Annotated in this window: 21 protein-coding genes; 12 read left to right on the top strand and 9 right to left on the bottom strand. The window is 44.2% G+C overall.

What is annotated here, in order from left to right; translation table 11 throughout:
- Positions 1-198 precede the first annotated feature (198 nt).
- The 5 genes from LZG72_RS29250 (at position 199) to LZG72_RS27320 (ending at position 2,647) form a co-directional block, all read left to right on the top strand.
- Positions 199-378 (top strand): DUF559 domain-containing protein, encoded by a 180-nt coding sequence (locus LZG72_RS29250; protein ID WP_310590576.1) that lies wholly within the window; start codon positions 199-201, stop codon positions 376-378.
- 53 nt (positions 379-431) lie between these two features.
- The gene (locus LZG72_RS29245; protein ID WP_255701129.1) at positions 432-554 is read left to right on the top strand and encodes a DUF559 domain-containing protein; all 123 of its coding nucleotides are present in this window, start codon (positions 432-434) and stop codon (positions 552-554) included.
- Positions 555-562: 8 nt separating this feature from the next.
- Complete coding sequence (locus LZG72_RS27330; protein WP_233878332.1) at positions 563-1,207, top strand: pseudouridine synthase; 645 nt, start codon at positions 563-565, stop codon at positions 1,205-1,207.
- 76 nt (positions 1,208-1,283) lie between these two features.
- Positions 1,284-1,652 carry a YccF domain-containing protein gene (locus LZG72_RS27325; RefSeq protein ID WP_233878331.1) on the top strand — a complete coding sequence of 123 codons (369 nt, stop codon included), beginning with the start codon at positions 1,284-1,286 and terminating at the stop codon, positions 1,650-1,652.
- 20 nt (positions 1,653-1,672) lie between these two features.
- On the top strand, positions 1,673-2,647 hold the full coding sequence (locus tag LZG72_RS27320; protein WP_233878330.1) for an NAD(P)H-quinone oxidoreductase: 975 nt from the start codon (positions 1,673-1,675) through the stop codon (positions 2,645-2,647).
- 7 nt (positions 2,648-2,654) lie between these two features.
- On the opposite strand, the gene LZG72_RS27315 is transcribed toward LZG72_RS27320, so the two are convergent.
- Together LZG72_RS27315 and LZG72_RS27310 are read right to left on the bottom strand one after the other, a co-directional pair.
- Positions 2,655-3,311 carry an alpha/beta fold hydrolase gene (locus tag LZG72_RS27315; RefSeq protein WP_233878329.1) on the bottom strand — a complete coding sequence of 219 codons (657 nt, stop codon included), beginning with the start codon at positions 3,309-3,311 and terminating at the stop codon, positions 2,655-2,657.
- A gap of 154 nt (positions 3,312-3,465) precedes the next feature.
- On the bottom strand, positions 3,466-5,415 hold the full coding sequence (locus LZG72_RS27310; protein ID WP_233878328.1) for a TonB-dependent siderophore receptor: 1,950 nt from the start codon (positions 5,413-5,415) through the stop codon (positions 3,466-3,468).
- Positions 5,416-5,551: 136 nt separating this feature from the next.
- Between LZG72_RS27310 and LZG72_RS27305 the strand changes: the two genes are divergently transcribed.
- The 4 genes from LZG72_RS27305 (at position 5,552) to LZG72_RS27290 (ending at position 10,614) form a co-directional block, all read left to right on the top strand.
- Positions 5,552-7,039: a PLP-dependent aminotransferase family protein gene (locus tag LZG72_RS27305; RefSeq protein WP_233878327.1), complete on the top strand. Its 1,488-nt coding sequence runs from the start codon at positions 5,552-5,554 to the stop codon at positions 7,037-7,039.
- Positions 7,040-7,104: 65 nt separating this feature from the next.
- Positions 7,105-8,472, top strand: a complete 1,368-nt coding sequence (locus LZG72_RS27300) for a D-arabinono-1,4-lactone oxidase (protein ID WP_233878326.1) — start codon at positions 7,105-7,107, stop codon at positions 8,470-8,472.
- Between the two features lie 163 nt (positions 8,473-8,635).
- Positions 8,636-9,310, top strand: a complete 675-nt coding sequence (locus tag LZG72_RS27295) for a TetR family transcriptional regulator C-terminal domain-containing protein (protein ID WP_233878325.1) — start codon at positions 8,636-8,638, stop codon at positions 9,308-9,310.
- Positions 9,311-9,312: 2 nt separating this feature from the next.
- Positions 9,313-10,614: an AarF/ABC1/UbiB kinase family protein gene (locus LZG72_RS27290; protein WP_233878324.1), complete on the top strand. Its 1,302-nt coding sequence runs from the start codon at positions 9,313-9,315 to the stop codon at positions 10,612-10,614.
- 115 nt (positions 10,615-10,729) lie between these two features.
- Here LZG72_RS27290 and LZG72_RS27285 read toward each other — a convergent pair whose 3' ends face one another.
- The gene (locus LZG72_RS27285; RefSeq protein WP_233878323.1) at positions 10,730-11,845 is read right to left on the bottom strand and encodes an AI-2E family transporter; all 1,116 of its coding nucleotides are present in this window, start codon (positions 11,843-11,845) and stop codon (positions 10,730-10,732) included.
- Between the two features lie 80 nt (positions 11,846-11,925).
- Here LZG72_RS27285 and LZG72_RS27280 point away from each other — a divergent pair, with 80 nt between their 5' ends.
- Together LZG72_RS27280 and LZG72_RS27275 are read left to right on the top strand one after the other, a co-directional pair.
- On the top strand, positions 11,926-12,234 hold the full coding sequence (locus LZG72_RS27280) for a type II toxin-antitoxin system HigB family toxin (RefSeq protein WP_233878322.1): 309 nt from the start codon (positions 11,926-11,928) through the stop codon (positions 12,232-12,234).
- A 1-nt stretch (position 12,235) separates the two neighbouring features.
- Positions 12,236-12,619 (top strand): helix-turn-helix domain-containing protein, encoded by a 384-nt coding sequence (locus LZG72_RS27275; protein ID WP_233878321.1) that lies wholly within the window; start codon positions 12,236-12,238, stop codon positions 12,617-12,619.
- A gap of 3 nt (positions 12,620-12,622) precedes the next feature.
- Here LZG72_RS27275 and LZG72_RS27270 read toward each other — a convergent pair whose 3' ends face one another.
- The gene (locus tag LZG72_RS27270; RefSeq protein ID WP_233878320.1) at positions 12,623-12,991 is read right to left on the bottom strand and encodes a VOC family protein; all 369 of its coding nucleotides are present in this window, start codon (positions 12,989-12,991) and stop codon (positions 12,623-12,625) included.
- A gap of 26 nt (positions 12,992-13,017) precedes the next feature.
- Positions 13,018-13,461: a GNAT family N-acetyltransferase gene (locus LZG72_RS27265; RefSeq protein ID WP_233878319.1), complete on the bottom strand. Its 444-nt coding sequence runs from the start codon at positions 13,459-13,461 to the stop codon at positions 13,018-13,020.
- Between the two features lie 139 nt (positions 13,462-13,600).
- Between LZG72_RS27265 and LZG72_RS27260 the strand changes: the two genes are divergently transcribed.
- Positions 13,601-14,551, top strand: coding sequence for an MBL fold metallo-hydrolase (locus LZG72_RS27260; RefSeq protein ID WP_233878318.1), 951 nt, complete (start codon positions 13,601-13,603; stop codon positions 14,549-14,551).
- A 21-nt stretch (positions 14,552-14,572) separates the two neighbouring features.
- Here the strand turns inward: LZG72_RS27260 and LZG72_RS27255 are convergent, their stop codons facing one another.
- From LZG72_RS27255 to LZG72_RS27240, 4 genes are all read right to left on the bottom strand, one after another.
- Entirely contained in the window at positions 14,573-15,466 is an 894-nt protein-coding gene (locus tag LZG72_RS27255) for a DUF72 domain-containing protein (protein WP_233878317.1), read from the bottom strand.
- Between the two features lie 40 nt (positions 15,467-15,506).
- On the bottom strand, positions 15,507-16,022 hold the full coding sequence (locus LZG72_RS27250; protein WP_233878316.1) for a phosphoheptose isomerase: 516 nt from the start codon (positions 16,020-16,022) through the stop codon (positions 15,507-15,509).
- A 211-nt stretch (positions 16,023-16,233) separates the two neighbouring features.
- A complete protein-coding gene (locus LZG72_RS27245; protein WP_233878315.1) occupies positions 16,234-17,301 on the bottom strand; it encodes a branched-chain amino acid aminotransferase in 1,068 nt (355 codons plus the stop codon).
- Positions 17,302-17,414: 113 nt separating this feature from the next.
- Positions 17,415-17,975, bottom strand: coding sequence for a cob(I)yrinic acid a,c-diamide adenosyltransferase (locus tag LZG72_RS27240; RefSeq protein ID WP_233878314.1), 561 nt, complete (start codon positions 17,973-17,975; stop codon positions 17,415-17,417).
- Positions 17,976-18,362 lie beyond the last annotated feature (387 nt).

Genomic DNA, 18,362 nt, shown 5'->3' with positions numbered 1-18,362 from the left:
CGTTTTTCTCCCCTCAACCCCCTCAAGGGGGCTTTGCATTGTGCTTCATTCGATTTTTTTCTCTATGCGAACAGATGAATCGATGAAAATAAAAGTCTCCCCTTCAGGGGTCGGGGGCATTACCGAGAATCGTTTTTTCTCCCCCAAATCCCCTCAAGGGGACTTTGAATTTTGAGCAAACTTAAAAACACACTAAAAATGATGCATCAGGGAGCAGCTCCGATTTTATTTGCACTCGCACAACAACTCCGGAAAAATGAAACGTTAGCGGAGAAAATCTTATGGAAACATCTGTCAAATAAGAAATTAGGGGTGAAATTTAGAAGGCAACACCCGTTACATCTGTTCATCGTCGATTTTTACTGCCATGATTGGTGATCGAAGTGGATGGTGGAATTCATTTAGTGAGGGAAAACCGGGTATACGATGAAATGCGATCCGATTTAATCCGCGAGTTTGGAATTCAGGTTATCAGATTTACCAATGATGAAATTTTATCGGAGATCGGAGTGGTACTGCAAAAAATTCGTTCTTTAATCCCGGAGCATACCTAACTTTGAATATGACTTCACATCGCTATTTTATTATCAACAAGCCAGCCAATATGGTTTCCCAGTTTGTAAGTTCGGACGAAGTTCGGCTGCTCGGGGAGATTGATTTTGACTTTCCGGAGGGTACGCATGCCATTGGCCGGCTGGATAGTCACTCGGAAGGATTGCTGATTTTGACTACGAATAAAAGGGTGACGAGTTTGCTTTTTATGGGTGAAACGCCACATAAACGCACCTATTGGGTGAATGTGGGGCACCAGGTTAGTGAAGAAACACTTCAATTACTGAGGTCCGGAATTGGGATTTTGGTGAAAGGCGGGGTAGAATATGTGACGTCTCCCTGCGAGGTAGAGATCATATCCAGACCTAATATTTTATCAAAACATAAAAATGAAACCTGGGATAAAATTCCGAACACCTGGCTGCAGATTACATTAACCGAGGGAAAATATCATCAGATAAGGAAAATGGTGCGGGTTGCAGGCCACCGTTGCAAAAGGCTTGTGCGCGCCAGTATTGAGGATTTGCAGTTGGGAGACTTGCCGCCGGGCGGTGTCAGAGAGTTTGAGGAAACTGAATTTTTTAGATTATTAAAGATTAATAACTGGCAATCACCGATATCATCCAGCCGTTTGGCTATGTCGCCGTCTGTATAAATCGCAAAAAGTAAATGGATGTCGCGGCTAGATTTACCACATTTATTAGCCATCACATTTACTCAACTGATCTCGAATGAACCTACTCGGAAACATCATCTGGCTCGTTTTTGGCGGATTTATCGTTTTTCTGGAATACATGATTTCCGGATTTATACTCTGCCTCACCATCGTTGGAATTCCTTTCGGAATCCAGTGTTTCAAAATCGGCTTTCTTACATTATTTCCATTCGGGCAGCAGGTGCGGGAAGTTCCGGGGAACACGGGTTGTCTTTCTACTATTTTTAACATCATCTGGATTTTTCTCGGCGGCATCTGGATCGCGCTCACCCACCTGATTTTTGGAATAATTCTTGCCATTACCATCATCGGACTACCTTTCGCGAAGCAGCATTTCAAGCTCATGAGTCTGTCCTTCACCCCTTTTGGAAAAGAGGTGTACTAAATTCCATTCATGCTGATTTTATGAAAGCCGTTGTTATTACTGCACCCGGTGATCCTGATGTGTTGCAACTGCAAGACCGGGAAAAGCCCATTCCGGGCGGGAACGAAGTATTGATCAAAGTCCATGCGGCGGGAGTGAACCGGCCTGACGTATTACAACGAAAAGGAAAATACCCGCCGCCGCCGGGAGCTTCGAAAGACATTCCGGGACTTGAAGTGGCCGGGGTGATTGAGCAGGTCGGCCATCAGGTTTCGCATTGGAAGGTGGGGGATGAGGTATGTGCATTGCTTTCGGGTGGAGGTTATGCCGAATATGCGGTTGCAAATGCCGGGCATTGCCTGCCCGTCCCAGGCGCGTTCAGTTTTGCGGAGGCGGCGTCGTTACCCGAAACTGTTTTCACGGTTTGGCACAACGTATTTCAAAAAGGCGCATTACGATCAGGAGAAAATTTCCTGGTACATGGCGGCAGCAGCGGCATCGGGATCACGGCGATCCAGCTTGCAAAAGCGTTAGGAGCCAATGTGTTCACAACAGTGGGAAACGATGCTAAATGCGCAGCCTGCAATGCATTGGGGGCTGATTTAAGCATTAATTATAAAACCAGCGATTTTGAAGAAGTGCTAAAAGATACCGGCATCGACATAATCCTCGATATGGTTGGAGGCGACTACATTGCGAAAAACATCCGGTTGCTGCGGGCAGACGGAAGGTTGGTTTTTATCAATACCATGAATGGTAATAAGGCCAGCGATGTCGATTTTGGATTAGTGATGCGGAACAGGCTTACCATCACTGGCAGCACTTTGCGTAATCGCGAACAAGAGTTTAAATCAGCCCTTACCTCCGAAATCCGGGAAAAAGTGTGGCCTGTTATTGAGAATGGAAACTTCAAACCCGTCATTTTCAAACAGTTCCCACTTGCCGAAGCTGCTCAGGCACACGCATTAATGGAAGGCAGCGGGCATATTGGGAAGATTGTGCTGGTTGTGAGTTAGGGTTTAATCATTCCGCGGCCTCCTTCAATTTCCTATTCAAAATCCCTGAGATTTCGTCTGCCTGGGCGTAGATCATGAGGTGGCCGCCGCCTTCGATGGAAATATCGGGCTGAACATGTTTATATTGGATGAGGTGGTCGGCGGTGCCATGAATGTGGAACAGGTTTGGAGCTTTGGTTTTTCGGTCCCAGCTACTTATCCGGGTCAATGCCCATTTTAAAAATTTGCTGTCCGTATCGTGCAGAATGACTTTCAGTAAGGTTTTCAACTCAGGTGTATCGGCACCAAAATACTTGTAAGTGAACGAGTTTGTTGATCTCAAAAATGGGGCTGCAAATGGGGATAGCAGTAAAAACTTAATAAGCCCCTGATAAAATTTCGAAACCGGAACGCCGGTCGAGGTGCTGGAAATGATGATGATTTGTTTCGGATTCACAATGTCCGACAATTCCGACGCGATCATTCCACCGAAAGACAATCCGACCAATTGAAAAGGTTGCGTCGTATCCATTTGCGGGAGCAGTCGCCCGGCATAATGCGCCAGAGTTTCTTTCTTCAAAGGTTTTATCCATTCAATATGCCTCACATTGAATGCATGATCCAACTTTATTTTGTCAAAAACACGCTTATCAGCGCCCAGCCCACTCAGAAAATAGACATTCATTTTGGAGGAATCAGCGGTTCGAACTTGTGCAAAGCCAGTTTGACTTATGCAGGTCAGGCAGATCAGTAACTTACAAATGGAAATCGGAAATTTTGAAAACATACATCGTCGCGCTTTCGAAACATACGAAACCCTCTAAGATAAAGATTTAGAGCTATTTGGCAAGATTAAACCGGATTCCACCCATTACCCACCTTCCCGGCATTTTTGATCCCAATAAATCACTGTAGTCTTCGTCAAATGCATTGTCGGCCTGGACAAAAACGGCCAGTGCACGATTTAAAAATGCATATTCCGCTTTTGCATTGAGGATAAAATAGCTTTTGGAAATGGTCGCCTCAATGGCCTGGGCTTCGCGGGCAGCGCGCGTTTTATACAATCCGTTCAGGCTGAGTGAAAATCTTGAAATCTGGTAGATCGCCGAGAAATTGCCCAGAAATTTGGCATGTGAGGAAACGTAAAAGGAGGAAATTTGACTGTTATTCTTGCTATCGAGCCAAGTGAGGCCTGCGTTAAAGATCAGTTTTTGATTGGTTGAAATGGAATTAACAGATTGGATATCAAGCTCGAAACCAGTTGTGTTTACTTCGGCTATATTAAGTGCCAGACCAAATGTTCCGGTCGGAGAAAGATTTTCTTTTCGGCGCATTTGGGCATAAGGCGTGGTAACGTAATCGATGAGATCGTTTTGTAATCGTTGGAAAAAAGTACCGGAAATTTTGAATTGCGAGGTATTATTTTGTGTCAAAAACCAATCTGCGCCAGCTTCGTAACTGAATGATCGTTCCGCTTTCAAATCAGGATTGCCGACATTTCCGCCGGTTACCAATGCTTTATTATAGTTATTAAAACGTTCGGTGAAATCGGCGTCACGGATCGTTTTTCCGGCACTTCCGCGAATTTGCCAGTTTTCTTTTTTGTAAGATAAATTAATCTGAGGAACGAGCTCGGAGCCGATATTTTCACGCCAATCCAATCGTACAGAAGGAGTTATTGTGAAATTGTCTCCAAAAACCTGAACCAGAGAAACAAACGGCGCGACCTGGCTCAACGAATGATCGCCGCGATCATTGGAAGAAATGCTGCGGTTCTGGTAATTCAACCCGGCGATGACGCTGGTATTTTGGGTAAAAGCCTGCTGCAAAACCGCTAATCCCTGCCACAAACGCGATTTGCTGCTGTTTGCGATCGCGTGCGGATTGAATGCATATTGATCATCCGCGAATTTATAACCACCATCAAAAAAAAACGAAGTCTTATCTTTTTTATAGCCCAGCCTGATCTGGTTCCAGGAAGTTTTTACTTTTTCGCTTGCAGTATCCGATTTCAACACTGTATAAAAATTCTGCGCAGCAAAATCCCGGTGATCGTATGCGCTGCGGACTGCGACATTCCAGTTTGGCGACAGGTCGTAATGCAAAGAAAGTGACGCCGTGTTGTTGTGAAAAAAGCCTTTAATGCCGCGCTGCTGCACGCCGGTCGCATTATTTGATAAAATCCCTCCCGAAATGGCTAGCTTATTTTTTTGATAAAAACCTCCTGCATTCGCATTCAGCAATCCAAATGCACCTGCAGTGATCATCGCATTTACATTGGTTTTGGCCGGCATATCCGCATTTTCATCGTTACTTATCTGTTTCGCCGCGAAAGTCTTAGAAATCACATGAATCACTCCACCAACTGCATCCGACCCATATAGTGCCGAAGAAGCCCCTTTCAAAACCTCGATCCGCTCGATCTCAGACGGGGAAATGGGAATGTAACTATTGAAATGCCCGGTATTCGGGTCGTTCAGACGAATGCCGTCGAGAATCACTAAAACTTGCTGAAAAGTACCGCCACGCAATACAATATCACTTTGCGATCCCATCGGCCCACGCGCCTGGATCTCAACTCCCGGAACATATCGCAAAAGATCATCAATACTGTGGACCGGCAAATTTTGAAAATATTCACCCTTAATCACCGCAATATTCCGCCCGGTCTGAGAAGCTCTTTTCTCCACAATAGAAGAAGTAACCGTCACAGGATCAAGCGATATATCCTGGGCTGAGGCGTAGTGGCAGATGTAAGATGTAAAAAGTAAAATGTAAAAAGTTTTCATATGATGTTTTATTGTAATGCTAGTTAACGAATTTGACCGCCGACCGCCGAAAGCTAACGGCTAATAGCTAACAGCTAAAAGCTTGAAACAAACTTACTATCTTACCGGCCCGTTAACATGTCCCGGTTTTAATATAATGAGTAGTCCGGTTGAAATACCATTTAAAAATGTAATCCTGCTGGACCGGCTTTCCGGCACTCCGGTTTATCTTCAAATTGCACGGCAGATGATCAATGCGATCCAGCGGGGAGTGTTGGTAACGGGTGTAAAACTTCCGGGAACGCGCTCGCTGGCGGAAATTCTTGATGTACATCGTAAAACAGTCGTGGCTGCGTACCATGAGCTCGACGCGCAGGGTTGGATTGAAATGCTGCCCAATAAAGGCACATTTGTCACTAAAAAATCTCCCATTGCCGATTCAAATGCATTGCCATTTAATGCGCAGGATCTGGTGAGTTATCCGCAAAAAGCAGGCTTTTCTTTTGATACCAGCATGTTGCTGGATCGTCCGGTTTCTGTTTCAAATGTCGATCTGCAATTTACAGACGGGTTACCCGACGTGCGGCTGGCGCCGATGGACAAGATGGCAAAAGCGTATTCGAGTGTTTTAAAACGAAAAAATAACCGGAAATACCTGAGTTACTCGCACGTGGAAGGCAATGCGTATTTCAGGGAAAAGTTGGCTAACTATTTGAATAACACCCGGGGTTTGCACATTGGTAGTGAAAATATTATCACCACGCACGGCATTCAAATGGGTATTTACCTTGCCTCCACGCTGCTGATCGGCAAAGGCGACAACGTGGTGGTGGGAAATCTGAGTTACTATGTTGCCAACATGATTTTCCAGAAAGCGGGCGCACAAATTTTGCCGGTACCCGTCGACGATTTCGGGATTTCGGTGGAGGCAGTCCGTAAGCTTTGTGAAACGACGCGCATTCGGATGCTTTACATTACGCCACATCATCATTATCCCACCACGGTTACACTTAGTCCCGAGCGACGGGTGGAATTGCTGAATCTTTCGGTTCAGTATGGTTTCATCATTTTGGAGGACGATCATGATTACGATTTCCATTACAACAGTAGTCCGGTTTTACCGCTCGCGAGTGCGGATGGGGCCGGGATGGTGGTATATGTGGGTTCTTTCTGCAAAGCACTGGCGCCGGGGTTGAGATCAGGATACCTGGTAGCGCCGGAAAATTTGATTGCTGAACTTGGTAAACTGAGGCGCATTATCGATCGCCAGGGGGATCTGATGATGGAGCAGGCTTTGGGAGAAATGCTGGATGAAGGTGAAATTCAACGTCACATCAAAAAGGCGCAAAAAATTTATCACCAGCGACGCGACGTGCTCAGTGAATTATTAAAACAGCATTTAAGTGAATATCTGACATTTCGGTCCCCGCCGGGTGGGCTGGCGATCTGGACGGAATGGCGGAAAGACATTAACCTGATGCGGATCAGTAAAGCTTGCCTCAAACAAAATCTGCATTTACCACAGACGCTTTTGTTTCAAACCGGGCAGCTCAGCGCCATGCGTTTGGGATTTGGGAATCTGGACGAGGATGAATTGTCGGAATCCATTCTTATCTTAAAAAATGTAGTCGCGAAGAATCTGTGAATGCAGGCAATTTCGATGTTGCGATCCTGAATTATTCAATTAATTTGTGGAAAAATGACATTCAAATGAAAAAGCGCACCTTTATCAAATTATCATCCGCTTTAATGACAGCTCCTTTATTTTCACCGCTCCATGGTTGGGTAGCGGGTGGCAGAAGTTCTGCCGATAAGCTTAAAAACTGGGCAGGCAATCTGGAATATAGTACCCAAAAGCTCGATCAGGCTAAAACCCTGACTCAGGTCCAGCAAACAGTTAAGAAATATGACAAGCTAAAAGTGCTGGGTACGAGGCATTGTTTCAACAACATTGCGGATACCAAAGACCAGTTTATCTCGCTGACGAATGCAGATGCGTCCATGGTTTTGGATGAAAAAAATAAAACAGTGATGGTCAATTCGGGCTTGAAATACGGCCAGCTGAGCCCATATCTTCATGAAAAAGGATTTGCATTACATAACCTGGCTTCATTGCCGCACATTTCGGTCGCGGGCGCCTGCGCGACGGCGACACATGGTTCCGGCGAGAAGCATGGTAACCTGTCCACGGCAGTTGCGGCTATGGAAATAGTGACTGCGAATGGCGATGTGGTTCAGTTGAGTAAGAAAAAGGATGGGGAAAAGTTTAACGCGGCGGTGGTTAATCTGGGTGCATTGGGCGTGGTAACCAAAATCACGCTGAATGTGGAGCCAACCTTTACAATGGGCCAATATGTATATGAAAATGTGCCATTGGATCAGTTAAAAGACAATTTTGATAAGATTCAGGATAGCGGATATAGTGTGAGTTTGTTTACGAATTGGGCTACAAATGACATTACGGAGGTTTGGCTTAAATTTAAAATGAACAGTATGAAGCCGCTCAAAAGGTTGCCCGATAAAGAATTCTTTGGTGGTAAGCTGGCTACTAAAAACCTTCATCCGATCCCTGAATTGTCAGCCGAAAATTGCACCGAGCAAATGGGCGTCGCGGGTCCGTGGTACGAACGTATGCCGCATTTCAAAATGGGTTTCACACCGAGTAGCGGAGTAGAACTGCAATCCGAGTATTTTGTGCCAAGAAAACATGCGGTAGATGCGATCATGGCTATTTCCAGACTTGGAAAACAAATTACCCCCCATTTGCTCACTTCCGAAATCCGTACCATTGCGGCGGATGATCTGTGGATGAGTCCATGCTACAAACAAGATTCGGTAGCGATACATTTTACCTGGAAACAGGATTGGCCGGCTGTGAGCAAGTTGCTTCCTGTCATTGAGAAGGAACTTTCTGTTTACGATGTGAGACCGCATTGGGGCAAACTTTTTACGATCGCGCCGGATATACTCGCAAAACGCTACGATAAACTTTCTGATTTCATTGCATTGGCAAAAGAATATGATCCAAAAGGAAAATTCAGGAATGATTTCCTGAACCTCAATGTGTTCGGAAGCTGATGTAGCTCCTGAATATCACTTATACCTTTGAAATAAATGCCCCGGAATGAATGTTTCGGGGCATTTATTTTGTTCTCCAGTTGCCTGTGTTCCAGGTACGAACCGGGTAATGCCGGTCGTTAAATTGAATGCAAGTCACTACTTTCTTAATCCGATATTGATAATGGCAACAAAATTGAGAGAGCTTCCGGCAGCTGCACAGGAACTTACCGCCGATAAAATCACCGAGTTATACATGCATTACTGTTTGGAAAACAATAAAAAACCGGAGTCGGTCTACTTGTTTTGCAAGCAAAATGGCTTTGTTGAAAAGGATTTTTATAAACATTTTTCGTCTATTGACGCTGTTGAAAAGAGTGTATTTGTGACCTTCCACAAGCTTTCGGTAAGCCTTCTTGCCCAAAGCGGAGATGTGGATGTGCTGGGTTTCCGCGACAAGCTTTTGACTTATTATTTTACTTATTTCGAAATCCTGACGGCCAATCGCAGCTATGTTGTTTTTGCATTAAAGGAAAATAAAAACAGGCTGGACGGGCTGTTGAAGTTGAAAGAGTTCAGGACAAATTTCAAAGCTTTCATTTCTGAGATCAGTGCAGGTTATCTCAAAATGAAAAGTGAGCGGATCCGCAAGGTACAGCAAGATGCATTAGAAGAAGGGGCGTGGATCCAGTTCCTGGTTACGCTGAAATTCTGGCTGGACGATGAATCGATCGGGTTTGAAAAGACGGATCTGTTCATTGAAAAATCAATCCGGGCCACATTTGACCTGATTGACACAACCCCATTGGAAAGCGTGATCGACTTTGGGAAATTTCTCATTAAAGAAAAGCTGCGGTAGGAATGGAGACAATTGATAGCATACCTACTTCAAAAATTCAGCGTGCAACCAAGTTAATTTCGACCGGCGTGAAAATCGGCGGAAACTATCTGAAGTATTATGGTGAGAAAATAACCAATCCGGAATCTGCGCGCGATAATCTGAATACGAATAATGCCGAGGATATTTATGATGGGCTTAAAAACCTGAAAGGCAGCGCATTGAAAGTGGCTCAAATGCTGAGTATGGAGAAGAATTTCCTTCCCCAGCAGTATGTCGAAAAGTTTTCGCTGTCGCAATTTTCAGTACCGCCGCTTTCCGCACCTTTGGTTGTAAAGACTTTCAAAAAGTATTTTGGCAAATCTCCCTATGATTTGTTTGACACGTTTAATGCGAATGCGATCAATGCAGCGAGTATCGGGCAGGTTCATAAAGCTACGTTGAATGGGAAAGAACTTGCGGTAAAAATTCAATATCCGGGCGTAGCAGAAAGCATTTCCTCGGATCTGGCGATGGTGAAGCCCATTGCGATCAAGATGTTCAACATTCAGGCGAAAGATTCGGATAAGTATTTCAAGGAAGTTGAAACGAAGCTGACGGAGGAAACGGATTACAATCTTGAAATTGCACAAAGCAGTGAAATTGCCGAGGCTTGTGCGCACATTCCGAATCTGAAATTCCCTGAATATTATCCCGAATATTCCAGCGAGCGCGTGATTACAATGGATTGGATGACCGGGAAGCATTTATCGGAATTTGTAAAGTCGAATCCAGATCAGCATATTTCAAATAAGATCGGGCAGGCACTTTGGGATTTTTACATGTTCCAGGTTCATCAGCTTCGCAAAGTTCATGCGGACCCACATCCGGGAAACTTCCTGATCGACGACCAGGATAATCTGATCGCAATCGATTTTGGGTGCATTAAAGAGATTCCCGAATCATTTTACAATCCGTATTTTGAATTGGTAGAACCAGCAAAACTGAATAATCCAGTCATATTTCATGAGAAATTAGTTGAGCTGGAAATTCTTACTGAGAAAGATACAAATGCAGAAACGGTTTATTTCACCAATCTTTTTCGTGAGATTTTGGCGTTGCTGACCCAGCCGTTTCAGTCCGAAACATTTGATTTTTCTGATGAGGATTTCTTCATGAAACTGGCTGCATTGGGCGAAAAATATGCGAACGACAAAGAGTTGCGGAAAATGAATGTAAATCGTGGCTCGAAGCATTTCATTTACATTAACCGTACTTTTTTCGGACTGTTTAGTTTGCTCCATGATCTGAAAGCAGTAGTGGATACGAAACAGTTTGTGAGTTGAGAAGGGTGGGAAAAGTGAATGTGAAGTGTGAAGTGTGAAGTGTGAAGTGTGAAGTGTGAAATGTGAAATGTGAAATGTGAAATGTGAAAAGTGAAATCATCTCACATCTCACATTTCACATTTCACTTTTTTCAGCCCGCTTTTTTCTCTTGACCAGCCTGAAAAGCGTATTGTTCGCTTGTTCAGGCGTTTGGTCACCTAATAAAATTCCCCAGGGTTTCAATCCGTCGACACGATCGAAAACTACCTTCATCATGGCGATGGCGGGAATGGAGAGGAACATGCCGGATAAACCTGCCAGTGCGCCGCCAATTAATACCCCTACAATGGAAACCAGTGCATTAATCTTGACTTTTGATCCAACGACAACCGGCACGAGAAAGTTATTATCAATAAACTGAACGGCGATAAAGACACCAACAACGCCCAGTATCGTATCAACTTCAGGGTGGCTGATGAAGGTAACCATCACTGCCAGCGCAGTTGCAACCAAGCCGCCGATGTATGGGACGAGGTTTAAAATAGCCGCCATAATGGATAGCAATACCGCATATTGCACATTTAAAATGAGAAGACCGGCTGCATTTAAAACGGCGACCGCCACTGTTTCGAGCAGCAATCCCACCATGTAACTTTGAATAATTGCTTTAATCTGACCTAATCCTTCGAGCACTTTTTCTTTGTGCTTTTCCGCAAAAAGTACCACCATGAAATGCAGGAGCATGGTGCGATAATACAGCAACAGAAACGCGTAGATCGGGATCAAAATGATGGTACTCAACGGTCCGGTAACAATTCCGAGCGTTTCCGTCCCCTGAAAATTTTCGAGTGTTTTAGTCTGCGCATTCTTGAGATATTCTGCCTGCTGGCGATAGGTAAGGCTATATTCGCGACGAATCCACCGGCGGGCATCTCTGTAAAATTCATCAATGTTGCGTTTCAGCCGCGGCCATTCGTCTGAAAAATCGGCTAGTTGCATGGAGATGAGAACTGCCACGGCCGAAACGAGTACCACTGCGAGTGTCACGGCAACGCTAATCGCCAGGATTTTGGGAAGGCCCATTTTGATCAGCCATTGCTCTACCGGCCTCAGTAAGACTGCAGTCAGCCCCGCAAGTGCCAATGGGACAAGAATATCCTGGCCAAGGTATATGGCCAGCATGATCAAGCCAATCGCCAAAAGGGATAATGAGAGTTTTTGATAGAAGGGCCCGGCGTCAGAGGTAGTCATCTTTTATTTAGATTTTCTAAAATAATTTTTTGTAGTCTAAAATTTAACTATTTTTATTAAAAGCACACACTTATCTCTCTATGGTTGTTATCAGTTACCGGATGATACGGGAATTTGCGAAAAAGCATCACGCATCCCTCGAGGCACTGGACGTTTGGTATGATATTGTTGAAAAGGCAAATTGGTCACATTTCCATGATGTCAAGCGTGATTTCAACTCTGTTGATTCGGTAGGAAATGACAGATATGTTTTCAATGTAAAAGGAAATCAATACAGAATAGTCGCGTTAATCAACTTCAATGTGAGAACAATGTATATCCTTTTTATTGGAACCCATGCTGAATATGACAATATAAATGCCTCAACAATACTTTTTAAAAGGAAATAATATGGAGCTGAGTATGGAATTCGAAAAAATCACGAGTGAGCAACAGTATGAGCTCATTATGGAAAATATATTGGATATCATGAATAAAGGTGAGGCCAATATATCGGATACAGAAGCTAAGGAGCTGAGAAGAATGGCTCTCGCTGCCCAGGCCTACGAAAAAGAACATTACTACATCGAACCTCCGCGGACATTTCAGGGCATGATCGAGCTGCGCATGTATGAACTGAGGTTAAAGCAAAATGAGCTTGCCAGAACGCTGGGCGTCAGTGATGCAAAGCTTTCACTGATTTTAAATGGAAAACAGAGGCCCGATATTCCCTTTATAAAAGCGGTCCATACCAAGCTCGATATACCTGCTGACTTTATCTTACAGCATATTTAGTTTTCAACTCAGCGTAAACTCAGGATTGTAAATGAGCCCGACCACATTTCCCCAGGGATCTTTTACGGATGCTACTACAATGTCACCTCCTACATTTTCGGGCGGTTCATGCGCAGTCGCCCCCAGCTCAATCAGATCCTGATAATCCGGATCGATATTTTCTGTTGCCCAGTAAGTGGTTACATTGGCCGTTTTTGCATCAGAGTCAATTTCCTCCGGCTGCAAGCCAAGTTCATAGCCTGAAATGTTGAACCCAATGTAGAACGGTTCATCAAAATACGGAGCAGTTTCAAATGCTTTTGTGTACCAATCTTTGGCCGCATCCATGTCGGCTACCTTGTAAATTGTGGTTCTCAGTCCGGAAGATTTCATGTTGGTATGGTTAAGTTAATCTATTGTCAAAGCACTTTTTTCATGCAAATACTGTGTCCCGTTTCCCCCAGGTAGTTTTCCGTGTCTGAATAACCGAGTCTATGGTACATCGAAATCGCTTCGGGCTGACCAGTACCAGTTTCCAAAACGGCAATGCTGTTTCCCAGCTCAATGCCCCATTTTTCCAATTCTCTTACCATCGCGGATGCAGCGCCTTTCCCTCTGAAAGCCGGGTCGACATACATTCTTTTTAGTTCGATCGTGGTTCCATTAAACTGTTTAAAGCATCCACAACCCACTAGTTCATCATTAAAGTACGCCAGGATGACTGTTTTAAGATCCGTGATCCGGTTATACTCTTCATAATCTTCTGGCTGGGTATTATAAATGCGGCAAAGTTCGATATCCAGCTTGCTGGTTAGCTTTTGAAAATCCGGATTATCGCTGTTAGTACGGATGATGGTGATCATATTTGATTGTTGTCCGAAGCTCGCTGATAAGTGTAGGCATGCCCAGGACGGACTATTTTTGTTTCTTCCGGCAAATTAAAACAATTTCCTACCTTTAATCGGAAGCGTCCGGCGCAGAAATCCTGTTTAATAAAAAATCATGCGAATCTCTTTTTGCCTTGCAGTCATTATACTCGTTTTTAACAGTTTTAGTTTTGGTCAAAATGGATTCAGAGTTGTTCCGCTCGGAGTAAAAGGCGGGGGTGATGATGGGAATTTATCGGCCTACATGGTCGCCCCAAATGGTTCAAACAACTATGTTTGTCTGGACGCAGGCACAGTAAGTCATGGGATTGCCATAGCGATTTCTCAGAAGGCATTTTCAGTCCCGCAGGATGAAGTTTTGAGAAAATACATTAAAGCGTATTTCATCAGTCATCCGCATCTGGATCATTTGTCGGGTATGATCATCAATTCGGTAGATGATAGCACAAAGAATGTCTACGGTTTTGAGCATTGCATTGAGACCATTAAAACGCATTATTTCAATTGGCAAAGCTGGCCGAATCTCGGAAATGAAGGTGCAGCGCCGGCATTGAAAAAATATAAGTATAATGTATTGGTTGAAAATCAGAGCCAACCGATTGACCATACGGGAATGTCGGTGCAGGCATTCAGGCTCAGCCACTCCAACCCATATGAAAGTGCGGCTTTTTTGATTAAAAGCGGAGAAAGTTATCTGCTCTATTTTGGAGATACCGGCCCCGATGAAGTGGAAAAAGGTACTAACCTGGAAAACGTTTGGAGAGCAGTTACGCCACTGGTCCGGGATAAAAAATTGAAAGGTGTTTTTCTGGAAGTATCCTATCCTAATTCCCAGCCGGACAGGCAATTATACGGTCATTTAACACCGGCCTGGTTCATGAAAGAACTGGGTAAACTGGAAAATCTGGCCGGAAAGGGTCAGCTGAAAAACCTGAATGTGATCGTAACGCATATTAAACCTACGGGCAACAACGAACAAACAATTAAGTCTCAGCTTAATGGAGAAAATCCATTAGGTATCAACCTCATTTATCCCGAACAAGGAGTTTCTATTAATCTTAACTGATTGGTAACAAAACAGTTACACCTAAAATAATTTTGGCTGAGGTGCAAGAGGGTTCAGTGGTACTTTAAGATCCGTTCCCAGTTTTTCATTGAATTTCCGGATCAGATAACCGGACAACAGGGGAGAAGCTTCTTCATGATTCTGGTGAACAAAAAAGTAAATGTTCTCAATGCCTTGTTCCACCCATTGTTCCAGCCTTTCGAACCAATCATCAAGTCGGGTGTAGTCGGAATCCACATTAGCGCCGTTGTAACGGATAAAAGCAGTGGGAGTAGTAAGTCGCATATGAAGCAAATCACGACGGCCAGCTGAATCCGTAATAATGTGGCTGATGTTTTTTCTTTGCATCACTTCATACATTTCTTCGGTATTAAATGACCCATCATACCATTGTGTATGGCGTAGTTCCAATGCCAACGGAAAGCCGGAAGGCCATTCTTCCAGGAAATTTTTCAGTGATTCCCAGTTTTTCGGACCGAAATTATCGGGCATTTGCAGGAATATCATGCCGAGTTTTTCCTGCAAATGCGCGATCCCGTCCAGGTAAAGCTCCATCGGTTCTTTGGCATCTTTGAGCCGTTTCCAATGACTTATTCCCTGATGCACTTTTGGAAAAAACCGGAATCCCGGCGGCGTTTTATTGTACCACGATTCGATGGTTTCTATCGGGAAATTATTATAAAAAGTGGCATTCAGTTCAATGCTGTTGAATTGGGTCGCGTAATAAGCAAGTTCGTCTTTTGTACCTTTTGGGTAAAAGGTTTTCAAATCGGCTTTGTTCCATTTGGCACATCCAATATAAATGTTCGGTTTTCCATTGTTCCCAGCCGCCGCCAGCAACTCCTTGTTGAAAGCGGGATCGTCCGGCAATTTAAAATCAACATCGTCAGGATTATCAACTTTACCGAATTTCATATTTGACTAGATTTTAATGGACCAATCTGTTTTAAATTCATCACCTTCCAAAATCATCCTGAACACGAACGATATCGTCTTCGTCGGAAGGATTTGCCGGGTCGGTGTGCTGCCAGATTTCAGCTACAATACCCCATTCGTCAACGCCGACCAAACGGTGGCGCTCTCCTTTTTTCAGGTCAATTACTGTTCCGATTGGCAATTGCTGAAGTTCGGTTTCTTCATCGGTATCGCTGATCACGATCCCTGCGTTGCCGCCAATTACTTTCCATATCTCGGCACGTCTGTGGTGATACTGCCAGGAAAGGCGTTTATTGGGTGCCACAACCAGTATTTTCGGACTGAGTTTTTCATACCCGGCGAAATCTTCCAGCGAAAGATGAGGGAAAAATGTCGAGATGAATTTTGGTGCTTCACTTTCTTCCAACACAAAAAAACCACCCCACGGCCGTGAATGGTCCTTACTGACTACTGTAAATCCTTGCTCATTGATAAACTGCTGGACTTTTTCAAAAACAACATCCTTATCGGCTGCTGCGGTAAATGATGGTATCATATTGAAACGATATTGGTAGAAGTCGCGTGAATTTCAAAATTAGAATAAAAAATAAAAAGATGCCCCATGTCAGGGTTCGTCTTTCAGCAGGTTTATAAAAAGACAAACGGGTATATTAACACCCGCAGACTTTGTAAAAAAGGGAAAGCTTATATTTTGAAGTTTCTAAACTTCTCAATATAAGCTTTCTATATTTGCTGAATTCCTGAAACTACACTTTTAACATCCAGCCGAAAACATCTTCTTGTTTACCGGTGCGCAAGTCAGTCAGATACGTTTTTACTTTGTTTACAAATGAATCTTCTTTGATTTCCGGAAGTGCGTAATCCACACCTTCGTAGGCAATGGTTGCAAACGGAGAGATAACCACGGCAGTACCTGCACCGAATGCCGCTTCCAGAGAGCCATCTTTCAATCCGTCAACGATTTCCTTCACACTTACCCTTCGTTCTTCAACTGGAATTCCCCAATGCTGTGCAATGGCGACGATACTTTTGCGGGTGATACCGTCGAGGGTGGTTTCGGAAACATATGGAGTTACCAGTTTTCCATCCAGGATAAACATAATATTCATCGTTCCCGATTCTTCAATATATGCATGTTCGCGGGCGTCGGTCCAGATCAGCTGATCGTAACCTTCTTCCTGAGCGAGTTTAGCCGGATAAAGTGAGCCGGCATAGTTACCAGCACACTTCGTTGCTCCAACACCACCTTCGGCTGCGCGGATGAAATGCGTTTCAACTTTCACGCGCGGAGGTTTCGCATAGTAGGTGCCCACCGGACTTGTGAATATGATAAAGTAATATGAATCAGATGGTTTGACACCAATATACGGATCAGTAGCGAACATATATGGACGAATGTACAGCGAACATCCTGGCTGGGAAGGGACCCAACCTGCATCCAAACGCAGCAATTCAGTAAGTCCGTTCATGAAAATTTCTTCCGGGATAGTCGGCATGCAAAGACGTTCAGCAGACTTGTTTAGCCTTTTCCAGTTATCAATCGCGCGGAAAAGAAGTACTTCGCCTTCGTCATTTTTATAGGCTTTCATACCCTCAAAAATCGCCTGACCGTAATGCAACGCAGCGGTTGCCGGACTTAACGCGAGGTCGCCATAAGGAACGATGCGGGGATCCTGCCATTGACCGTCGCGGTACTCGGCGATAAACATATGGTCGGAGATGTTCCGTCCAAATACAAGGTTGTTAAAATCAACCTCTTGCAAACGCGATTTGCTGGTTTGCTGAACTTCAATTTGCACTGTCTCGGCTGTCATAATGCCAGAATTTTAATTTTTCAAAAGCGCTTAAAAAGGGTATTGTTCCGATTTTCTCGAGTCATGCAATTTAAAAAATTTAATCTGTAAATAATCGATATTTAGTATAACAATTATTTTTTTGGAGAAACCCTTGGCACCCACATCACTTCTTCTGCCTGCAACTCGTAAGTCATTGCGCGACAAAGCATAAAGAGATAGTCCGAAAGCCGGTTGAGGTAGCGGATCACGATGGCTTCCACCTCTTCGCCTTGCTGTAAATGGATCACGGCGCGCTCGGCGCGGCGGCATACGGTCCTGGCCAGGTGACCAAATGATACGGATTGATGTCCGCCGGGCAAAATAAATGCGCGCAAAGGGGGGATTTTGGCATCAATCCGGTCCATTTCGGTTTCCAAAGAGATAATGTCCTTTTCTTCCAGGTCGGGAAGTATGCGTTTCGTTTGTTCGGGTTCTGAGGCTAGATGCGAACCAATTGTGAAGAGGCGATCCTGTATTTCTTTCAACTGATCCCTGCGATTTTCATTGACAGGCTGGTCGCGGAGCATTCCAATGTAACTATTCAATTCATCGACAGTTCCGTAGGCTTCGATTCTCACGTGTGCCTTGCTGAGGCGGGTACCGCCGATGAGCGACGTCGTGCCTTTATCGCCGGTCTTTGTGTAGATTTTCATTGCGGCTCATTTCGATGGTTTGCGGAAGTGTGTAGAATGGTCCTTTACTTTCATTTAATTCTTTTTCAATTTCCCTCTTTTCTTTTTTGTATGCTGATTGATCATAACAGCAATGGTCTTAGTTTTCGAAGTTTCATAGTATGTTCTTTTTGTTTGAGAATTTGCTGGCCAGCAACTGATTGGCCGTAGCTTGTTATTATTTGTAATATAACCACAACTTTAAGAAATCCCGAGCTGTTCCTGCCAGCGGCGTAAAACCTTAATTCATCACCACTCTGTAGTTTCCGGATAACCATGAAATCTGGATCATAAAAAAACACTTTCCACGTCGGATACCGTATTTCGTCGCTCAGGATAATCCTCACAAACGTGTTTAATATTATTCTG

Source organism: Dyadobacter sp. CY323 (assembly GCF_021390245.1).
In the GTDB taxonomy this organism is placed as follows: domain Bacteria; phylum Bacteroidota; class Bacteroidia; order Cytophagales; family Spirosomataceae; genus Dyadobacter.
This window is presented reverse-complemented; position numbering and strand designations above follow the sequence as displayed.